12 protein-coding genes are annotated in these 14485 nt (G+C 50.4%); 4 read left to right on the forward strand and 8 right to left on the reverse strand.

Translation table 11 applies throughout. The features are described from left to right. Nucleotides 1–66: 66 nt before the first annotated feature. Complete coding sequence (locus AACZ40_RS15820) at nt 67–1140, forward strand: alpha/beta hydrolase (RefSeq protein ID WP_291178937.1); 1074 nt, start codon at nt 67–69, stop codon at nt 1138–1140. A 2-nt stretch (nt 1141–1142) separates the two neighbouring features. Here the strand turns inward: AACZ40_RS15820 and AACZ40_RS15825 are convergent, their stop codons facing one another. From AACZ40_RS15825 to AACZ40_RS15840, 4 genes are all read right to left on the reverse strand, one after another. Beyond that, nucleotides 1143–1634 carry a hypothetical protein gene (locus AACZ40_RS15825; RefSeq protein WP_291178940.1) on the reverse strand — a complete coding sequence of 164 codons (492 nt, stop codon included), beginning with the start codon at nt 1632–1634 and terminating at the stop codon, nt 1143–1145. After that, nucleotides 1631–2083 carry a hypothetical protein gene (locus AACZ40_RS15830; protein ID WP_291178943.1) on the reverse strand — a complete coding sequence of 151 codons (453 nt, stop codon included), beginning with the start codon at nt 2081–2083 and terminating at the stop codon, nt 1631–1633. The genes AACZ40_RS15825 and AACZ40_RS15830 overlap by 4 nt, the downstream gene beginning before the upstream one ends. Before the next feature lie 91 nt (nt 2084–2174). Next, nucleotides 2175–2909: an MBL fold metallo-hydrolase gene (locus AACZ40_RS15835; RefSeq protein WP_291178946.1), complete on the reverse strand. Its 735-nt coding sequence runs from the start codon at nt 2907–2909 to the stop codon at nt 2175–2177. Between the two features lie 71 nt (nt 2910–2980). Then, nucleotides 2981–4237 (reverse strand): tetratricopeptide repeat protein, encoded by a 1257-nt coding sequence (locus AACZ40_RS15840; RefSeq protein ID WP_291178949.1) that lies wholly within the window; start codon nt 4235–4237, stop codon nt 2981–2983. Nucleotides 4238–4516: 279 nt separating this feature from the next. Between AACZ40_RS15840 and AACZ40_RS15845 the strand changes: the two genes are divergently transcribed. Then, on the forward strand, nt 4517–5005 hold the full coding sequence (locus AACZ40_RS15845; protein WP_291178951.1) for an NUDIX domain-containing protein: 489 nt from the start codon (nt 4517–4519) through the stop codon (nt 5003–5005). A gap of 99 nt (nt 5006–5104) precedes the next feature. Here the strand turns inward: AACZ40_RS15845 and AACZ40_RS15850 are convergent, their stop codons facing one another. Continuing rightward, entirely contained in the window at nt 5105–6511 is a 1407-nt protein-coding gene (locus AACZ40_RS15850) for a sigma-54 dependent transcriptional regulator (RefSeq protein WP_291178954.1), read from the reverse strand. A 1144-nt stretch (nt 6512–7655) separates the two neighbouring features. Here AACZ40_RS15850 and AACZ40_RS15855 point away from each other — a divergent pair. After that, on the forward strand, nt 7656–9041 hold the full coding sequence (locus tag AACZ40_RS15855; protein ID WP_291178957.1) for a sigma-54 dependent transcriptional regulator: 1386 nt from the start codon (nt 7656–7658) through the stop codon (nt 9039–9041). A gap of 8 nt (nt 9042–9049) precedes the next feature. Here AACZ40_RS15855 and AACZ40_RS15860 read toward each other — a convergent pair whose 3' ends face one another. Continuing rightward, nucleotides 9050–9484, reverse strand: coding sequence for a hypothetical protein (locus AACZ40_RS15860; protein ID WP_291178959.1), 435 nt, complete (start codon nt 9482–9484; stop codon nt 9050–9052). Between the two features lie 245 nt (nt 9485–9729). Here AACZ40_RS15860 and AACZ40_RS15865 point away from each other — a divergent pair, with 245 nt between their 5' ends. Then, nucleotides 9730–9852 carry a hypothetical protein gene (locus AACZ40_RS15865; RefSeq protein ID WP_291178961.1) on the forward strand — a complete coding sequence of 41 codons (123 nt, stop codon included), beginning with the start codon at nt 9730–9732 and terminating at the stop codon, nt 9850–9852. Nucleotides 9853–9870: 18 nt separating this feature from the next. Here the strand turns inward: AACZ40_RS15865 and AACZ40_RS15870 are convergent, their stop codons facing one another. Together AACZ40_RS15870 and AACZ40_RS15875 are read right to left on the reverse strand one after the other, a co-directional pair. Next, complete coding sequence (locus tag AACZ40_RS15870) at nt 9871–10332, reverse strand: hypothetical protein (protein WP_291178965.1); 462 nt, start codon at nt 10330–10332, stop codon at nt 9871–9873. 1333 nt (nt 10333–11665) lie between these two features. Continuing rightward, nucleotides 11666–14485: FAD-dependent oxidoreductase (locus tag AACZ40_RS15875; RefSeq protein WP_339674972.1), on the reverse strand; the 2820-nt coding region annotated here is incomplete at its 5' end.

Consider the following 14485-nt stretch of genomic DNA (forward strand, 5'->3'; position numbering starts at 1 on the left):
ATTGGCCTCAACTCAACGGGTGGATATATCTCAAGTACGAACTCAAATTAGAAATCGAGCAATACAATGACACGTTTTTCTCTGCTGCCTGCTGGTTTTCGTCTGCTTGTGTTGTTTGCCGTGATGGCGGTTTCCAGTCCGGGTTGGGCCGAGGAAAAGCCTGAAGTGGATGAGCGGCTGCAGAAGCTGTTGAAGCGTTTTCCCGATGCTGACAAAAACAAGGACGGAAAACTGACGCGGGAAGAGGCACTGGAATATCGCCGGCAGCGACAAAAAGCACAGGCCAATGTCGCTGAGCCAACATACGCCGATGTGAAATATGGCAAACACGAACGGAACGTGCTCGACTTCTACCAGGCCGAATCGGATACGCCGACCCCGCTGGTGATCTACATTCACGGCGGCGGCTTTGTGGGCGGAAGTAAAAAAATGAATCCCGGTCTGATCCAGAATTTTCACAATGCAGGAATGAGTGTCGCTGCGATCCACTATCGCTTTATTGATGGAGAAGACATTCTGCTGCCCGAGCCGCAGCGCGACGGTGCCCGGGCCGTGCAGTTCCTGCGGAGTAAAGCGAAGGACTGGAATATCGACAAGAAACGGGTTGCCTGTTTTGGCGGTTCTGCCGGCGCGGGCATTTCGATGTGGATCGGCTTTCACGACGACCTGGCGGACCCGGACAGTTCCGATCCGATCGAACGCGAGTCGACCCGCATCCAGGCCATCGGCACCATGGGCGGACAGGGTACCTACGATCCGATCAAAATTAAAGCGCTGGTCGGCGGCCGGGCCTGGGAGCATCCTTCCATCTTCAAAGCCTACGGCGTAACAACCGCCGAAGAGGCGCTGCACCCCACACCGGAACAGCAGAAACGCTATGACGAGTCGTCCGCGATCACGCATCTGACCAAAGACGATCCGGCACTCTATATGATTTACAGCGAAGCCGACGGCCCCCTGCCCGCCAATGCCCGCCCCGGCCAGGGCATTCACCACCCCAACTTCGGCCGCGACCTGGTTAAGAAGATGAACGAACTGGGTATCGAAAATGTATTCGTCTACACCGGCGACAACAAAAACGGCGCCTCCCCCCAGGCAATGCTGGAGTTCTTTCAGAAACAGTTCGCGAAGGTGAAATAGGGTTATTTTCTTTGCGAACGTGCCCAGTGCACGCGGTTGTGATGGTCGATCAGCAGGGCTTCACCCGATTCGTAAACGAATATGGAATCGTGTGACTGGCCAAAGAAAGTGATTTCGTTAAGTCGTCCGCAGATGGTGTTTGTTGAACAGGCAAATGGAGGGCATTCCTCAATAGACCATCCAGTACGTCCCAAGGCGTCGGGAACCACGACGGCGCGACCATTGGGATTCAGGCTGGTATGGGTGAGTAATCGCTTGTAAATCTCGGTTGCATTCCCTTCCAGTCCTCCCTGTTCGGACAGGCCATTGTCAGGATCATCTGGATTACGAAAAGGATCACAGGAATAATCAGCGGCATATTCAACTGTTTGCATCGCACCGAGAAAGGCGTCCCAGTCCAGGCCCACTTCATCTGTAATACAACTTTTTGATTCAGGGAAGAATTTGCGAATCAGTCGGGCTGCCTCCAGAAACTCGGGGTCAGTGCCTTTCATGATTTACGTTGCTTTCTGGAACGTTGGGAGATTCGTTCATTCAGATCATCTAATGCAGTTGAGAAATATTTAGACTCAGTGACACATCTTAACGCTGTTTCACGCATTTTAGGTGAGCATCGTTTTGGTTGAAAACCGGGCCAGTTCGGAGCATATTTTATTGTTTCGTTCCAAATCTTCTCCAGTTCAGAACGCGGTGTTCCAAGAATCAGCGACTGACTGTATCCCCACAATGAACGTAAGAGGCCGATGCAAGGTAACAGAAGAGACTCTGGTGGATTCTCATCATTTATTAGATGCTTTGGGAATTCATCTGCAAACTTGAAGGCTCCAGACATGCCATCGAAAGTGGGGCTGGCTTGAGGGTCTGTGTTCAGTTGATCCAGTTCACTGAAGATTATCTGAAACTCTGATTTATTAAACTCCAGGTCATTAGCGTTAACATTCATTGCCAGCAGGATCCTTTTGGGGAAGATGTCAGACAAAGTCGATACTTTCTTACTCGTACTTTTAGTGGTGTAAAAATCCGCTTGTGCTCTCTCACCCGAAAACAGTTTTCATCGCGGTCGACAGATCCCGGAAGGCCTGTTCTCCATTGCCTGTGAAACTGGAGCCGTGCATGATGGCCAGCGTTTTGGGTTTCAGGTCTGCCAGGCGGTTGAGAATCCGGTCTGTCTGATTTGTGTAGGGCATGTAGTCGGCCAGCGGTCCCGCCTGCATCTGCTGCATCGCCGTCAGTACCTGTTCTGACAGATCGCTTTCGGTGAGGGCGTCGGGGTTGCCTCCCTGGTGAAACAGATCGGAGCAGAACAGCGTCCCCTGCGTCTGTTCATACAACAGCCCCGCATCCCAACCGTGAGGCAGTTGCGCGATCGAGCAGAAGCGGTATTGGTATTTTCCCGTGTTGAGCTGATCGCCGTCGACCATCCCTTTGGGCGGCCGGATCGCGAAATCGTTAATATTGATCATCGCCGAAACCAGGCTGCAGACCGGCTCGGCTTCGGGGGCCACTTCCAGCCACTGGTTGAGCGCCCCGCATTCATCCGACTCAAAATGACTGAAGGCGATATACCGCAGGTCCGCCGCATCCATCACCTGCGCGACCGCTTTGTGGACCAGCGGAAAGCTGGACTTAAACCCGGTCGTAAACAGCAGCGGCGCATCATCGCGGACCAGAAAATAATTAAACTGCAGATCCAGCCCCTGAGCATAACAGCCAATCCGAAACACATCCGGAGTGATTTCGTTTATCGTGGGCGTGGCGAAATCGAACATTGGGCTGGTTTCTGGTAATTGAGAAGGATGGAAATCAACGATGGCCCATGAGAATAGTTATACAACTGCTTTCAGTCAGTTTTTGATGCTAATTCTGCTGGTTCACGATGGTAGGGTTTTTCTTCCAGATAGAGCTTCAATCGAGTCTCGAATTCCTTCTTTTTAGACTCCTTCTCAACTCGTTGTAAAACAATTTTCTGGTATTTGATTGCTTGTTCGAAATTACCTGTTTCCGCATAAGCAGCCGCGAGTGTGTCAAGATATTCCGGGTCCCTCCATCTGGTTAGTTCACATGCTTTTTCCCCATATTTTAAGGCCTCTTTTCCATCACGATATTCAGGATCGGAACAGGTAGATCGAATCCAGGAGACACCGTTGTGTCCTTGAGGCCACGCGGGGCGTTGACGAATGACTTTCTGGTAATCCTCAAGCGCTCTGTCGAACTTTCCATGAGATTCATGAAAGTAGCCACGGGTAAGAAGGAGCGTTTCATCAATCGGGTCCTTCTCGATCAGGGCGTCAATTTCTTTGATCGCCTTGTCATAGTCCCCGTTCGCACTGAAGGCGTAAGCGCGACTATTGTATGTAGGCCAGAATTCAGGGGCTAAACGGATTGCAGTATTAAAATCCGAAATTGCCTTGGCAGGTTTCTCTTGTTGATGCCAGGTGAGACCTCGTTTGTAGTAAGCCAGATGAGATTTGGGTGAAAGTCCGATCATGGTGTTGTAGTCTTTGAGTGCCTGATCATACTTCTCTAATGCAAACCAGGTGTCTGCTCGCTTCATGAAAGCATCTGCGAATTTGGGGTCTAGCTCGATAGCCTTGTTTAAGTCTGTTAATGCATTCTGATAGGCTGGGGCATACTTGCTTCCTCTCTCATACTCGGCCGCACCACGATAGTAATATGATTTACTGTTGTGAGGGTAATATTTGATGGCATCATCGAGATAATTACCTGCTGTGTCATATTCTGTTCGGGAAAACCAGGTAACGGCCTTGTAGTGATATGCCAAGGCATTTCGTGAATTAAAACGAATTGCCCATGTAAAGTCGTCTAATGCTTTACTGGATTCATTTTGAGCAAACCAGGTAATGCCTCGGTTTGTGTATGCCCACGAGCTGAAAGGGTTTTTGGTTTTAATGTAATCGGTATAGTAGGCAACCGCTTCATCCAGAGGTAGCACATGAGATTTCTCAACCCAACCCCCATCCACTTCTAAGAATTCACCTTCGGTTTTGTTGACCTTCAATGGGAATTGAATACTCTCGGCTGGAACTTCTTCTTTGGCTTTACTGGTTTTGAAATACTTTATTTGGGCGTTAGGCATGAATTGCCTGTCGATCCAGTCTTCTGCGTAGAGCGATGATGGGAATATGAAAAAAATGGTGACTAAACCAAAAAAAAGTGTACGCGATAGTTTGGGTATATTGCAAAAATACATGATTTCAATCACGGGTTGGAGATTATCGATGATCGACCAGTCAGTCTTATTAGTATACACTGATCATACTGCGGATTACTATTATTAATTCAGTTGGTTCAGAGTTATGTAAGTCAAGGATTACTCATTCTTCCTATATCTGCCAGATAAAAAAAGAAAAATCCCATGAAACAACGCAAATCTGCTCGGGCGATATTGTTGAATGAGTGGGATCAGGTGCTGCTGGTGCGGCATGAAGATGCACTGCCCGTTGATCGGTCGCGGCCGGAGGTGCTCGGTTACTGGGCGACTCCCGGTGGTGGGATTGAAGGTGGGGAATCGGCAGTCGAGGCACTGCGGCGGGAGTTGCGGGAGGAACTGGGGCTGACGGAGGTGATGATCGGGCGGCGGATTGGTTTGCGTGAAGTGCAGCTGGACCTGCCGGGGATCGGGGCTGTGCTCAGTCATGAGACGTACTATGTGTGCCGGGGGAGAGAGACGCCTGTGTTGAATCGCGAAGGTTTATCGGAATGGGAGCGGCGGGTGTGTAAAGCGATTCGCTGGTGGTCGCGGGAAGAACTCGCAGGTACCTCTGAGATTCTGCGGCCTGCGGCGTTGGTGGAACTGTTCGAAAGTGTGTTTCGTAATGATTCTGAACCGCTGCTGCTGGAATGAGGTTTTGCTTCTCATTGAAGTCGCGGGCCAAATTTTCTTTTCACTTGTACGAAAATAGCCATCCGCGAGATGAAAATGGTGCCTTGCAATAACTCTTGACTATTGTGAGGTGGGAGCCGTAAGTCTGGCAGTCTCGTTATTCGGTAGATTGTGATCCAGGATTCGGTATAAGGTTCTGCGGTGCATTCCCAGAGTTCTGGCTGCTTCTGCCTTATTTCCACCACAACGTTTTACGACTTCGCTCACCATATACTGCTCCATGGATTTCAGATCACCATTCAGAGGGACCGAGATCGAATTTCTGCTCGCGATTGTTCCTGGTGGGTTTAAATTTTTGAGTTGTTCAACGACAAACGAACTGTCAGCAAGAATCACAATTTTGGACAATACCGTGATCAGTTCCTGTATATTGCCGGGCCAGTCGTAGTTGGTGAGTGCTTCCCACGAGTTGTGATCGATCATGTGTCGCAAGTTTTGACTTTTGTCATTTCCCGTAAGACTTAACTGCTCGAGGATATGTATGCAGAGTGGTTTGATATCCTCACGTCTTTCACGGAGTGGTGGGACGTTAAGGGGTAGCAGGTTCAGCCAGTCGTACAGACTTCTGTGGAAAGTGCCCCTGGAGACTGCTTCTTTGAGGTCCGCTGTCGTTGATGCAATCAGTCTTAGAGAACAGGATTCGGAGCTGATGCGGGAAGGTGTTCGTAACAAGCCATGTTCTCGCATGCCAAGAAGCTGTTTTTGTTCATACATCGGCAGCTGATCAATGTCCTCAAGAAAGATAGTCCCTCTGTTGCAGTTCAAGTTGAAATGGCTTGGTTCCTGATTTTTCAGAACAAAAAATTGTGACTGGTGAACCTGTTCGCTGCTGCCGATGGATGCACAGTTTATCTGGGTGAATGGTTCGTTTACTTTTTGACTGAATTGATGAATCATTTTCGCCAGCGTTTTTTTTCCGACACTGACTTCTCCCCGCAGCAGGACGGGAAACTCCAGACGTGAAATCCGTTTGATTGACAGAAGAATTTTCTGCATGGAAGCACTGATACTGACGAAGTGACTTCGGTCCGGAATGCTGACAGACGTGTGTTGTGTCTCCTGAGGTATCGTATTTTGCTTTGTTTTTTTACTGGCTCGATTGATTCGAATCGCATGATGCAGAGATTTGATGATCTGCTGTCGATCAAAAGGCTTGGTAATGTAATCACAGACGCCCAGGCGAATCCCTGCAATGGCGGTTTCCAGTGACCCCCAGCCGGTCATGATAATTGAAGCGATGTGGGGATGAATCTGCAGCGCCTTTCGAATCAGACTGAGTCCATCTTCATCGGGGAGATGTAAATCGGCAATTAATACATCAATGGAATGCTCATCTAAATAATTGACGCCTTCTTTTGTATTCGTAGCTAAAAAGACCTGCATGCCTTCGTTTTGAATGAATTTCCGGACGAGATTCCCGACGCCTGTATCATCTTCGACTACCAATATTGTTTCCAGATTTGCCATGATGTGTTCTCACTATCAAGAGTATGAAAATATTGGAGATGTAATGAGTTTATTGTAATGCTATTGCGAGCTGACTCTTTCTCTGAGATGCCGGGGGAAATGGTTTAAGACTGTTTGAGAACGATGTCATATTAGACTGTGTCCCGTTTTATTGTAGCGTCTCCCGGTCCATTTGGACCGAGTATCTTAGATTGAATGACGCTACGCTTATATGTCACGCGCTTTAGAAATGTGGTTAGCGATGAAACAAAATTATACTACGTACATGTTCATTTTGTAAATATCAATTTATGTGTGAAGCGGCCAGTAACAGGGTGTGACAGATTGTCATGACGCGGTAATGGTCCTTTCGCGTCTGTACCGGGATGCATCAGGAGTCCATCGTTTTCATCTCGTTTGAATGGAAAAAGTGTCTGCCTGATGGAATGCAGATGTGGCTTCGAATGTGGTTGGAAATTTACTGTGGCAGGCACTGTCACGTTGGGGGCGCTCACAGGTGCCGTCTGTGTCAGCAGGTCACAGTCATGCTGCGCACCCGAGACGCACTGTCACGAAAAAGTGGTTCTTTTTGCATTTTGTTATGTAACTGTGTTAGCACGACGATATGTTTTGCGTTAGTTAGCTGAAATGAAAGTTTAAGAGTTGTGGTCAATTTCTCGTTCATGACTCAGGCAGTGCCGGAAGGAATGAATATGAATTATCAAACTGTCATGTTTCGAAATCTACCGGAAATGGCTATTAAAACAGAGTCAAATCACAGATACGGATTCGATCTGGCACTGCAGGTGTCAAAGCGAAATGCGACGAATCAGGCGACACGCGACAAGTCTGAAAATGCGAGAGTCATACCTGAAAGTGCCTTTTTAAAATTATTGCGAACGGAATTCAAGAAGTCTCTTAATTGAACGGAACGTATCAGGAGAATGCGCCCCGCCTCCTGATTCAAAAAAAACAAATCTCAATTGTCATCAACAGTATGTTATTTCAGTGGTACTGATTTCAATAAAAGTCACCAGTCTGAAAGTGAATCTGAATTTCATTTCATGAAAAAATGACAGGGCTTACGGTTTAAGTTGCATTCTAAAGATAACACGATTTCGATTAGTTGCTCTCAGGGAAGTCATATCTGCAGAAAGGATCGAGAATGAAATGCCAGGAAACTGTCCTGATTATTGAGGCTGAAGCCAGTGTCGGGCGATTTATCAAAGATGCTTTAGAGACTGAAGGAAAGAAAGTACTGCTCGCCTCCACGGCACAGCAGGGTCTGCAATATCTGCAGAGTCTGCGTATCGATATCATATTTACAGAGCTTAAACTTCCGGACGGAGACGGACTCACAGTCATTCGCACAGCCCAGCAGGTCCACCCGAACATCGCTTCGGTGGTTATAACGGGATTCGGCACTCTTGAATCCGCCATCGAAGCGATGCGCCTGGGAGTCTGCGACTATATCACAAAACCTTTCAGCCGACCGCAGGTTACTAAAGCACTTCACAGTGCCATCAATCTCACAAAGCTGAGTACTTTTCCAAAGTGGGAAAACGTTTCCTTACCTGACTCCGGGAAATCAATCAACAGAACACTTGTCGCGAAAAGCAGCACCATGCGGGAAGTGATTGCTCAGGGGAAAAAATTCTCCCAAATGGATATCCCCGTGCTGATTCAAGGCGAAAATGGGGTCGGGAAAAAGACGCTGGCAAGACTGATTCACAGGCACAGTCCCTTTTCAGATGGTCCGTATATTCACATCAACTGCGCAATTATAGAGAGTACAGAACGCTTTAATAAACAAGGTGTTGGGATTCTCAATCGTCTGCTGCAGACCGATTCGGTTGAAAATGCTCAGAAGACGACACTCTTCCTGGAAGACATTGATCAGTTACCTAGGTTAGAGCAACGGCAACTGCTGATGATGCTCAAAGAGGGGTTGGTCAGGGCTCCCTGGGCGCCCCTTTCGAAAGTCAATGCCATTCGACTCATTACTTCCACAGCCATTGATCTGAAGTCTGCCGTGCTTCAGGATGAATTTCATCGCAGTTTATACGATAATTTGAACATACTGCCGATTCTCGTTCCCCCGCTGCGTGAGAGAAGAGAAGACATCATTCCCCTGACAATTCAAATCCTGGAGCAACTCTGTCAGGTCTGGAATTGTAATTTTGCGGAATGTCGAGGCCGGATCAGTAAGGAAATGTGGGAAATGCTATATGAATACTCCTGGCCGGGCAATGTTCATGAACTGACCAGTGTGCTCTCCCGCGTACTCCTGACAGGCGACAGCGCGGAGGCGGCTAAACTGCTCAAGCAGGCTAATCCAATGATTCAGAATGAAGAAATGATTTCAGTCCCCTTTATTGGCGACCTGAAACAGATGGAACGACATATGGTGAGCGAAGTCGTAAAACGCTGTGGCGGAAACAAGGCGGCTGCTGCCAGAACGCTGGGAATGCATCGCAGAACATTGTACCGTATGCTGTATAATGAAAGAGAGAACCTGGAATCGCGGCAGTCCATCGGTCTGGAGCAGTGAATCGATTCTTATAATCGGAGTCGGCCCTTCTGGCTCTGGAGCAGACAATAACGCAACATCGAGACCAGTTCCGCATCCGTGGAATGGGTTATCTTTTCAATCTCGTTTCGATCCGAGTGAAATGTGGCTGATCGGTCTTCTTTTTCCAGGCGTTCTAATTCTGCTTTCAATAGGATTGCAGAATCCTTCCCTTTGGATATTCTCTTCACATCATGTTCTACACGTGATTCCGTGGCCATCTGCTGTGCCTTTAACTTCGACATTTGAACCATTTTCAAGCCAATCATCGAAACCAGTCCAAACAGTCCGATGTTGGCCCAGAGATGTCTGATAGTCATATCAAACTCTGCCCCCCATCCAGCCGCAATCAGGCATAAACTGAGCCATCCGATCAGATTGGTAAGCGAATTCCGCCCCGCATCATATATGGGAATGCAAGTCATTTCTTTTTCCTTTCAGTATTGCGTGGTGTCAACTGTATTGTTCCTGTGACCAAAACCTGTTCTTAAAAAGTATAAGTTCAGTTGTGAACGAGGACTGATATTTCGCGAGAATCTCCAGTGAAAAGTAGATTATGAGACAATCGCGCACTGGATTGAGACCACAGGTCACACTATTTATTGAGACTGAGTATATTGTTCCAATAAAGAAGGTGAATTAATCGGTTCCCCTGCCGAGACAGACATTGATGTGCTGGTGGTCGCGGGAAGAACTCGCAGGTACCTCTGAGATTCTGCGGCCTGCGGCGTTGCCGGAACTGGTGGAGCGGACTTTTCTGGTTCATGCCGAACCTGTGTTGATGCGGGACTGAAACCGGAAGGCTCCCCGGTCAGCCCACCAGGTACCGCCAGAATGAGTTGATGCCGCGGGTGATCTGGCTCAGATTGAGTTGCGAGGAACCGGTAGCCTGGTGATCTGACCAGAACCAGCGGCCGGCGACTTTGCCTGATTGATCAACGGCGACTGTGGCGTGCCCCTCACCGCGATTCCAGGTGCGGATGGTGTAGAGTTGTGGACCGCCGTACTGTGCAGCCAGCGAGTTGTCCGCGGACAACATGATCGTGGAATTCATGAGTGTGCCCCGTGTTCGAGAAACGGCATCGGGGGGCGTACCCATCAAGGCGTCTGCTTCTGCCGCGGAGATGCCCAGGGGAATCCTGGAGGTGACGGTTTCCAGTTCGGTGACCGGATGGCGGGGGGTGTGTCTGGTAAAAATGCCGACCGTCATTAACAAAATGCAGCCGAGTGATGCGAGGATCATGGCCAGGTATGGTTTCACTTTGGCATGCATTGGATCGGAAACTCCTGTCTGAAGGACTGGTCTGTTCGGCTGATTGTGTTCAACTCTTTTTATTGTAAACCAGCGGTACTGGTTTGTCATGCAGAATCTGAAGTTTGCTGCGGGATGTTGAAATGAGAGGAGTCGGGAGAGATCGGGTAGAAACTGTTTCGCTCGGTCCGGCTCGACCTTCTTTCATAGTTTCACCCCTTTTTCTTATGGCTGGTTTTGGGTTTTCGCGGTGGAAATTTTGGATGGGGGTGTTTGATTATGTTGCCATTGGGCGTGATGTCGGGTTGATACTCGCCAGGCGGGTCGACACATGGGACGACCCCTACGACTAACAGGTGGGATGTGGGGTTCTGGATTGTGCGCTTGCCCTGACTTTTTTCTGTTGTCTGCGACAACCACGGATTGCATTCGGGGCTACCCATTTTTCACCTTTCGTTCTTTCTTTCAGATTAGCCGAACGGCATGAGCCGCGGTTTTTGTGAGCCGGGAAAAAACGAGGTTAATCTGGGGTGATCTATGATGAATATCGATGACACCTTTTTGACCCTTCTCTTGATCTTCCAGTGATTCGGGATTTTCATCTGCGGGGGGTGGGGCACTTCTTTTATAATGCTTTGTGAACCAGGTAAGAGGACGTTAGCACAAGCACTGTCCGGTCTAAATAGCAAGCCGATCAGTGGCACGCGCTCGTCTGATTTTGCAGGAGACATTGCAATAAAAGAGAGGTTATCGGGTGCCATGGCCGGCTTGACCGGCCGTGTCGAGTGGGTGTAGAAAGCCTGGCTCCGGATAGGACGTGGCGGCTGTGACTTCCTTCTCGTTGCATTCGGGCGATCCTGTTTTGTTGGTGGGGGCTGGTTGTTCGCGCACTGTCGGGCAAGTTAACTGTGGCACACGCCAGGGTAAGAGGACATTGAAATTTTGTTTTTGTTATGGAGTTCATTGTGGTGTTTGAGCTGATCTCTGAATTCGGTTTTCAAATTTATTGTGGATTATTTTGTGGAAGGGCGTGGGTGCGTCAAGCGGAGAAGGACAAAAAGAGTGCGCGATACGTGCTGATATGTTTTGATAGAAAGGCGAACCGGGGGCGAGACCTGCGCCATGGTGTGGTGATGTGCGTCGACCCACAGAGTTTTGTTGAGCAGGTGTTTTGTCAGATCAGGTTGAGGTCAGCGAGTTTTGTAATGCGGTTATGTTTCCGTAATCGTGATTTTCACCTGAACCAGTAGTGGATCGCGCGCGACCCACTTATAAGCTTTGATCATGCCGCGCGGCGAGTGCCTGTCAAGACGAATTTATTCAGTAGAAAGTGAACAGGATGCAATCACTTGAATCAGTTTTGAATGCGGTCCCAGGCCTGCAGCAGAAAGCTGCCTCGTTTGACTTTGGTGGCTGGCGACGATTGCTCTTCGGCCTGCTGCACCTGCTTCGCCAGTTGCCGCGGGTTGAGAGTCCCCTGCTCCAGTTGCTGCAGACCCTGTTCCCAGGTGGTCTGCACAGATTGAGTCAGTGGTTCGTTGAGTCGGGCGTTGTAGTCGTTGAAAAAGCCTTTTGTCGCGAAATAGAGGGCAGCCGGTATTGCTGGGTCGGAATCGGTGATTTTGATGTCGTTAAAGAAGCTGACCAGCTGACGATAACGCACGAGAGTGTGCAGCAGCAGTTCAGGGTCGAGGTCGGCAGGAGTCGTCGAGTGCTGTTTCGCGAGTGCGGCGGCATAGCCGGCGGCTTCACCGGTCTGCAGGAAGACGGGTTCCAGACGGATGGCACCCCAGGCAATATGAGACGCAGAGAGACAGACGGGGACCAGCAGGTTGTCGACGCCTTTGGGAAGAAGTGCGCGATAGGGGATCTGCGACGGACGGGATTCTTCGGTGAGAATCAGTTTGCCGTCGTATTTGAAACCGGGCCGACTGTCGGTGGTGCAGGAATGCGAATCCATATACCAGTCGGTGACGGCGATGCTGTCCGCGTGGATGGGAGTCCGCTGGTAATCTTCGGTCAGCATGCCATCATGTTCATTGAAGACATGGCGACCCACAATCCGGCGGGCTTCGCGGACGTACATTTCATAAGGGACGTGATTGTGGTCGGCGTATTCATCTTCAGGCAGACCCCATTCGAGGAACTTCTTACGCTGCGCTTCCGGGATCGATTCATCGTGCTGCAGAAACCACATCAGTCCCAGGCCGAAATCGAGATGCTGCTGAATGATCTGTTCGCGGATGGACCAGTCGGCTTCAGGATATTCGTGATTCTGTCCCGGCATGATCGGGCTGTTGACGTGCGACTTGTGGTTTGGTCCATTATGCGAAGCGATGTAACGGCGATGAAAGTTGAGATAATCCTCACGATTGTAGCTGTCTGGTTTGGGAATGGTCAGACGATTTGCGGGATCGGAGGTGACGCAGAAACGATAGTTATAAGCCTGGACCGCGCCGTCTGCAGTGAACGGGCTGGTGGGATCGACGCTCCCCTGCCTTGCTCCGTAGACGCGAATGTTGAGGCCTTCTTTGATAACGCTCTCGGGACGATGTCCGTCAATATTGACGAATACTTTCCCGGCGTGCGGTTCGTTGAATTCCTCGCGTGCTTCTCTACCGACGCGATACGGGACATCCGCCAGTGCGAACAGATCACCTTCATAGGTCGCATCGACAAAGGTGGAGCCGTTGACCTGGATCGTTTCGGGAGTGCCAAAGCGACAGAGGGTGACGCTTTGGATCATCGGTCCCTGGCGATCGACGTTCGTCGGGTAATGATTCAACAGGAGTGTGATGTTGTTTTCCTGAGCGACGAGCCGATTATATTCGCGTTCAGCGACATGCGGTTCGGCCCAGCCGATGGGGTATTTTTCGTGGGTAAAGCGGATGATCTGGTGATCGCGGGAGTCGCGACCGAAAATGTCGATGTAATAGTTCTCGATGTTCTCGAGCAGTTCGCTGAAGAGGGGCGAACGGGGACCGCCGTAGAGGGCGTCCCATTGCATCAGGCCGTTGGTCATCATGCCGCCGAGGTGCCCGTTATGCTGCACGAGCAGGACGGAACAGCCTTCCCGGGCCGCACGCACGGCACAGGCGACACCGCCGCCCGTTCCGCCAACAACAACGACATCGTATGTTTTGCCGTTTACTTTCACTGCGGGAGTCTCTTTCGCGAGGGTGACGGGTTCGTCCGAATGTCGGGTACTTTCACCGGGTGTGCGGGGTTCGGTTTTTGCAGCGAGGGGGGAGACAGCGACGCGGGCAGCCTGTGGATTGGGGAGCGGCTTCGCGACCGGTTTTTCCGCCATGCTGATTTCGGGGAAACCGGAGGCTGTAGTGCCGGCGCGTTCTGCAGCAGCGATTTCTACCGACAGCAGCTGCAGGCCATCGACGACGACGTAGCCATCGGCACCGGTATTGGAAATCGTGATATGCGCCGGCTGCCCTGCTGCAAAATGGAATTCACCCAGAGAAACGGGAATGCGATCGATGAGAGCCGGTTGTCGCTGATTGATGGTGACGGTTTTTTCTCCGTCTGCGCTCTGGATGGTGACGGGTACTCTGGTGGAACGGTTTTCATGCCAGGTATAGAGCAGTCGGACTTCGTAGTCGCCTGTGTGTTTGATTTTCGGCGAGAAGCGGGCGGTTTTCTTACCGCGTTCTTTGTTATTGTCGTGGGTATAGGTGGGGCCGATGGGCGAAGGTTGACGATTGCTTTCGCTCCAGCCTCCAGTGAATTCAGCTGCGGAATCATCGAGTACGATTCCCGGCAGTGTTTCCGCCGATGTGATGACGCGTGGCTGTGTTTGTCCACGTTTGATGGGCGAAGGCCAGTCGAGCAGTTGGCCGTCGGCAAGCAGCTGGGTACGGAGCCGCTGGTAGTTGATTTTCTGGATCGGGCAGTCGGCATCGATGGCCTGGCAGGCGGCGGTGGCAGCGGACTGGCTGAGGATCATGAGCACGGGTTCCATGCGGGTGGAACCAAAGGCGACGTGACTGGCGGAGATCGCAAAGGTGACGAGCAGGTTATTGCATTCGGACGCTTTGGGGACGATGGCTTCAAAACCGATGGGGTAAGGGCCGCGGGTGCCGGTATGCCCGAGCAGTTTGCCTTCGCGGATCATCATGCCGTCATGAGCGATGCGACGGATTTCGTGGATGTCGACTCCATA

Source organism: uncultured Gimesia sp., assembly GCF_963972345.1.
In the GTDB taxonomy this organism is placed as follows: Bacteria; Planctomycetota; Planctomycetia; order Planctomycetales; family Planctomycetaceae; genus Gimesia.

What these genes read in the sequence shown, in the direction of transcription:
- AACZ40_RS15820 (WP_291178937.1), top strand. Translation starts at nt 67, where the DNA reads ATGACACGTTTTTCTCTGCTGCCTGCTGGTTTTCGTCTGCTTGTGTTG.
- AACZ40_RS15845 (WP_291178951.1), top strand. Translation starts at nt 4,517, where the DNA reads ATGAAACAACGCAAATCTGCTCGGGCGATATTGTTGAATGAGTGGGAT.
- AACZ40_RS15870 (WP_291178965.1), bottom strand. Translation starts at nt 10,332, where the DNA reads ATGCATGCCAAAGTGAAACCATACCTGGCCATGATCCTCGCATCACTC.
- AACZ40_RS15830 (WP_291178943.1), bottom strand. Translation starts at nt 2,083, where the DNA reads ATGAATGTTAACGCTAATGACCTGGAGTTTAATAAATCAGAGTTTCAG.
- AACZ40_RS15855 (WP_291178957.1), top strand. Translation starts at nt 7,656, where the DNA reads ATGAAATGCCAGGAAACTGTCCTGATTATTGAGGCTGAAGCCAGTGTC.
- AACZ40_RS15840 (WP_291178949.1), bottom strand. Translation starts at nt 4,237, where the DNA reads ATGCCTAACGCCCAAATAAAGTATTTCAAAACCAGTAAAGCCAAAGAA.
- AACZ40_RS15850 (WP_291178954.1), bottom strand. Translation starts at nt 6,511, where the DNA reads ATGGCAAATCTGGAAACAATATTGGTAGTCGAAGATGATACAGGCGTC.
- AACZ40_RS15865 (WP_291178961.1), top strand. Translation starts at nt 9,730, where the DNA reads ATGTGCTGGTGGTCGCGGGAAGAACTCGCAGGTACCTCTGAGATTCTG.
- AACZ40_RS15860 (WP_291178959.1), bottom strand. Translation starts at nt 9,484, where the DNA reads ATGACTTGCATTCCCATATATGATGCGGGGCGGAATTCGCTTACCAAT.
- AACZ40_RS15835 (WP_291178946.1), bottom strand. Translation starts at nt 2,909, where the DNA reads ATGTTCGATTTCGCCACGCCCACGATAAACGAAATCACTCCGGATGTG.
- AACZ40_RS15825 (WP_291178940.1), bottom strand. Translation starts at nt 1,634, where the DNA reads ATGAAAGGCACTGACCCCGAGTTTCTGGAGGCAGCCCGACTGATTCGC.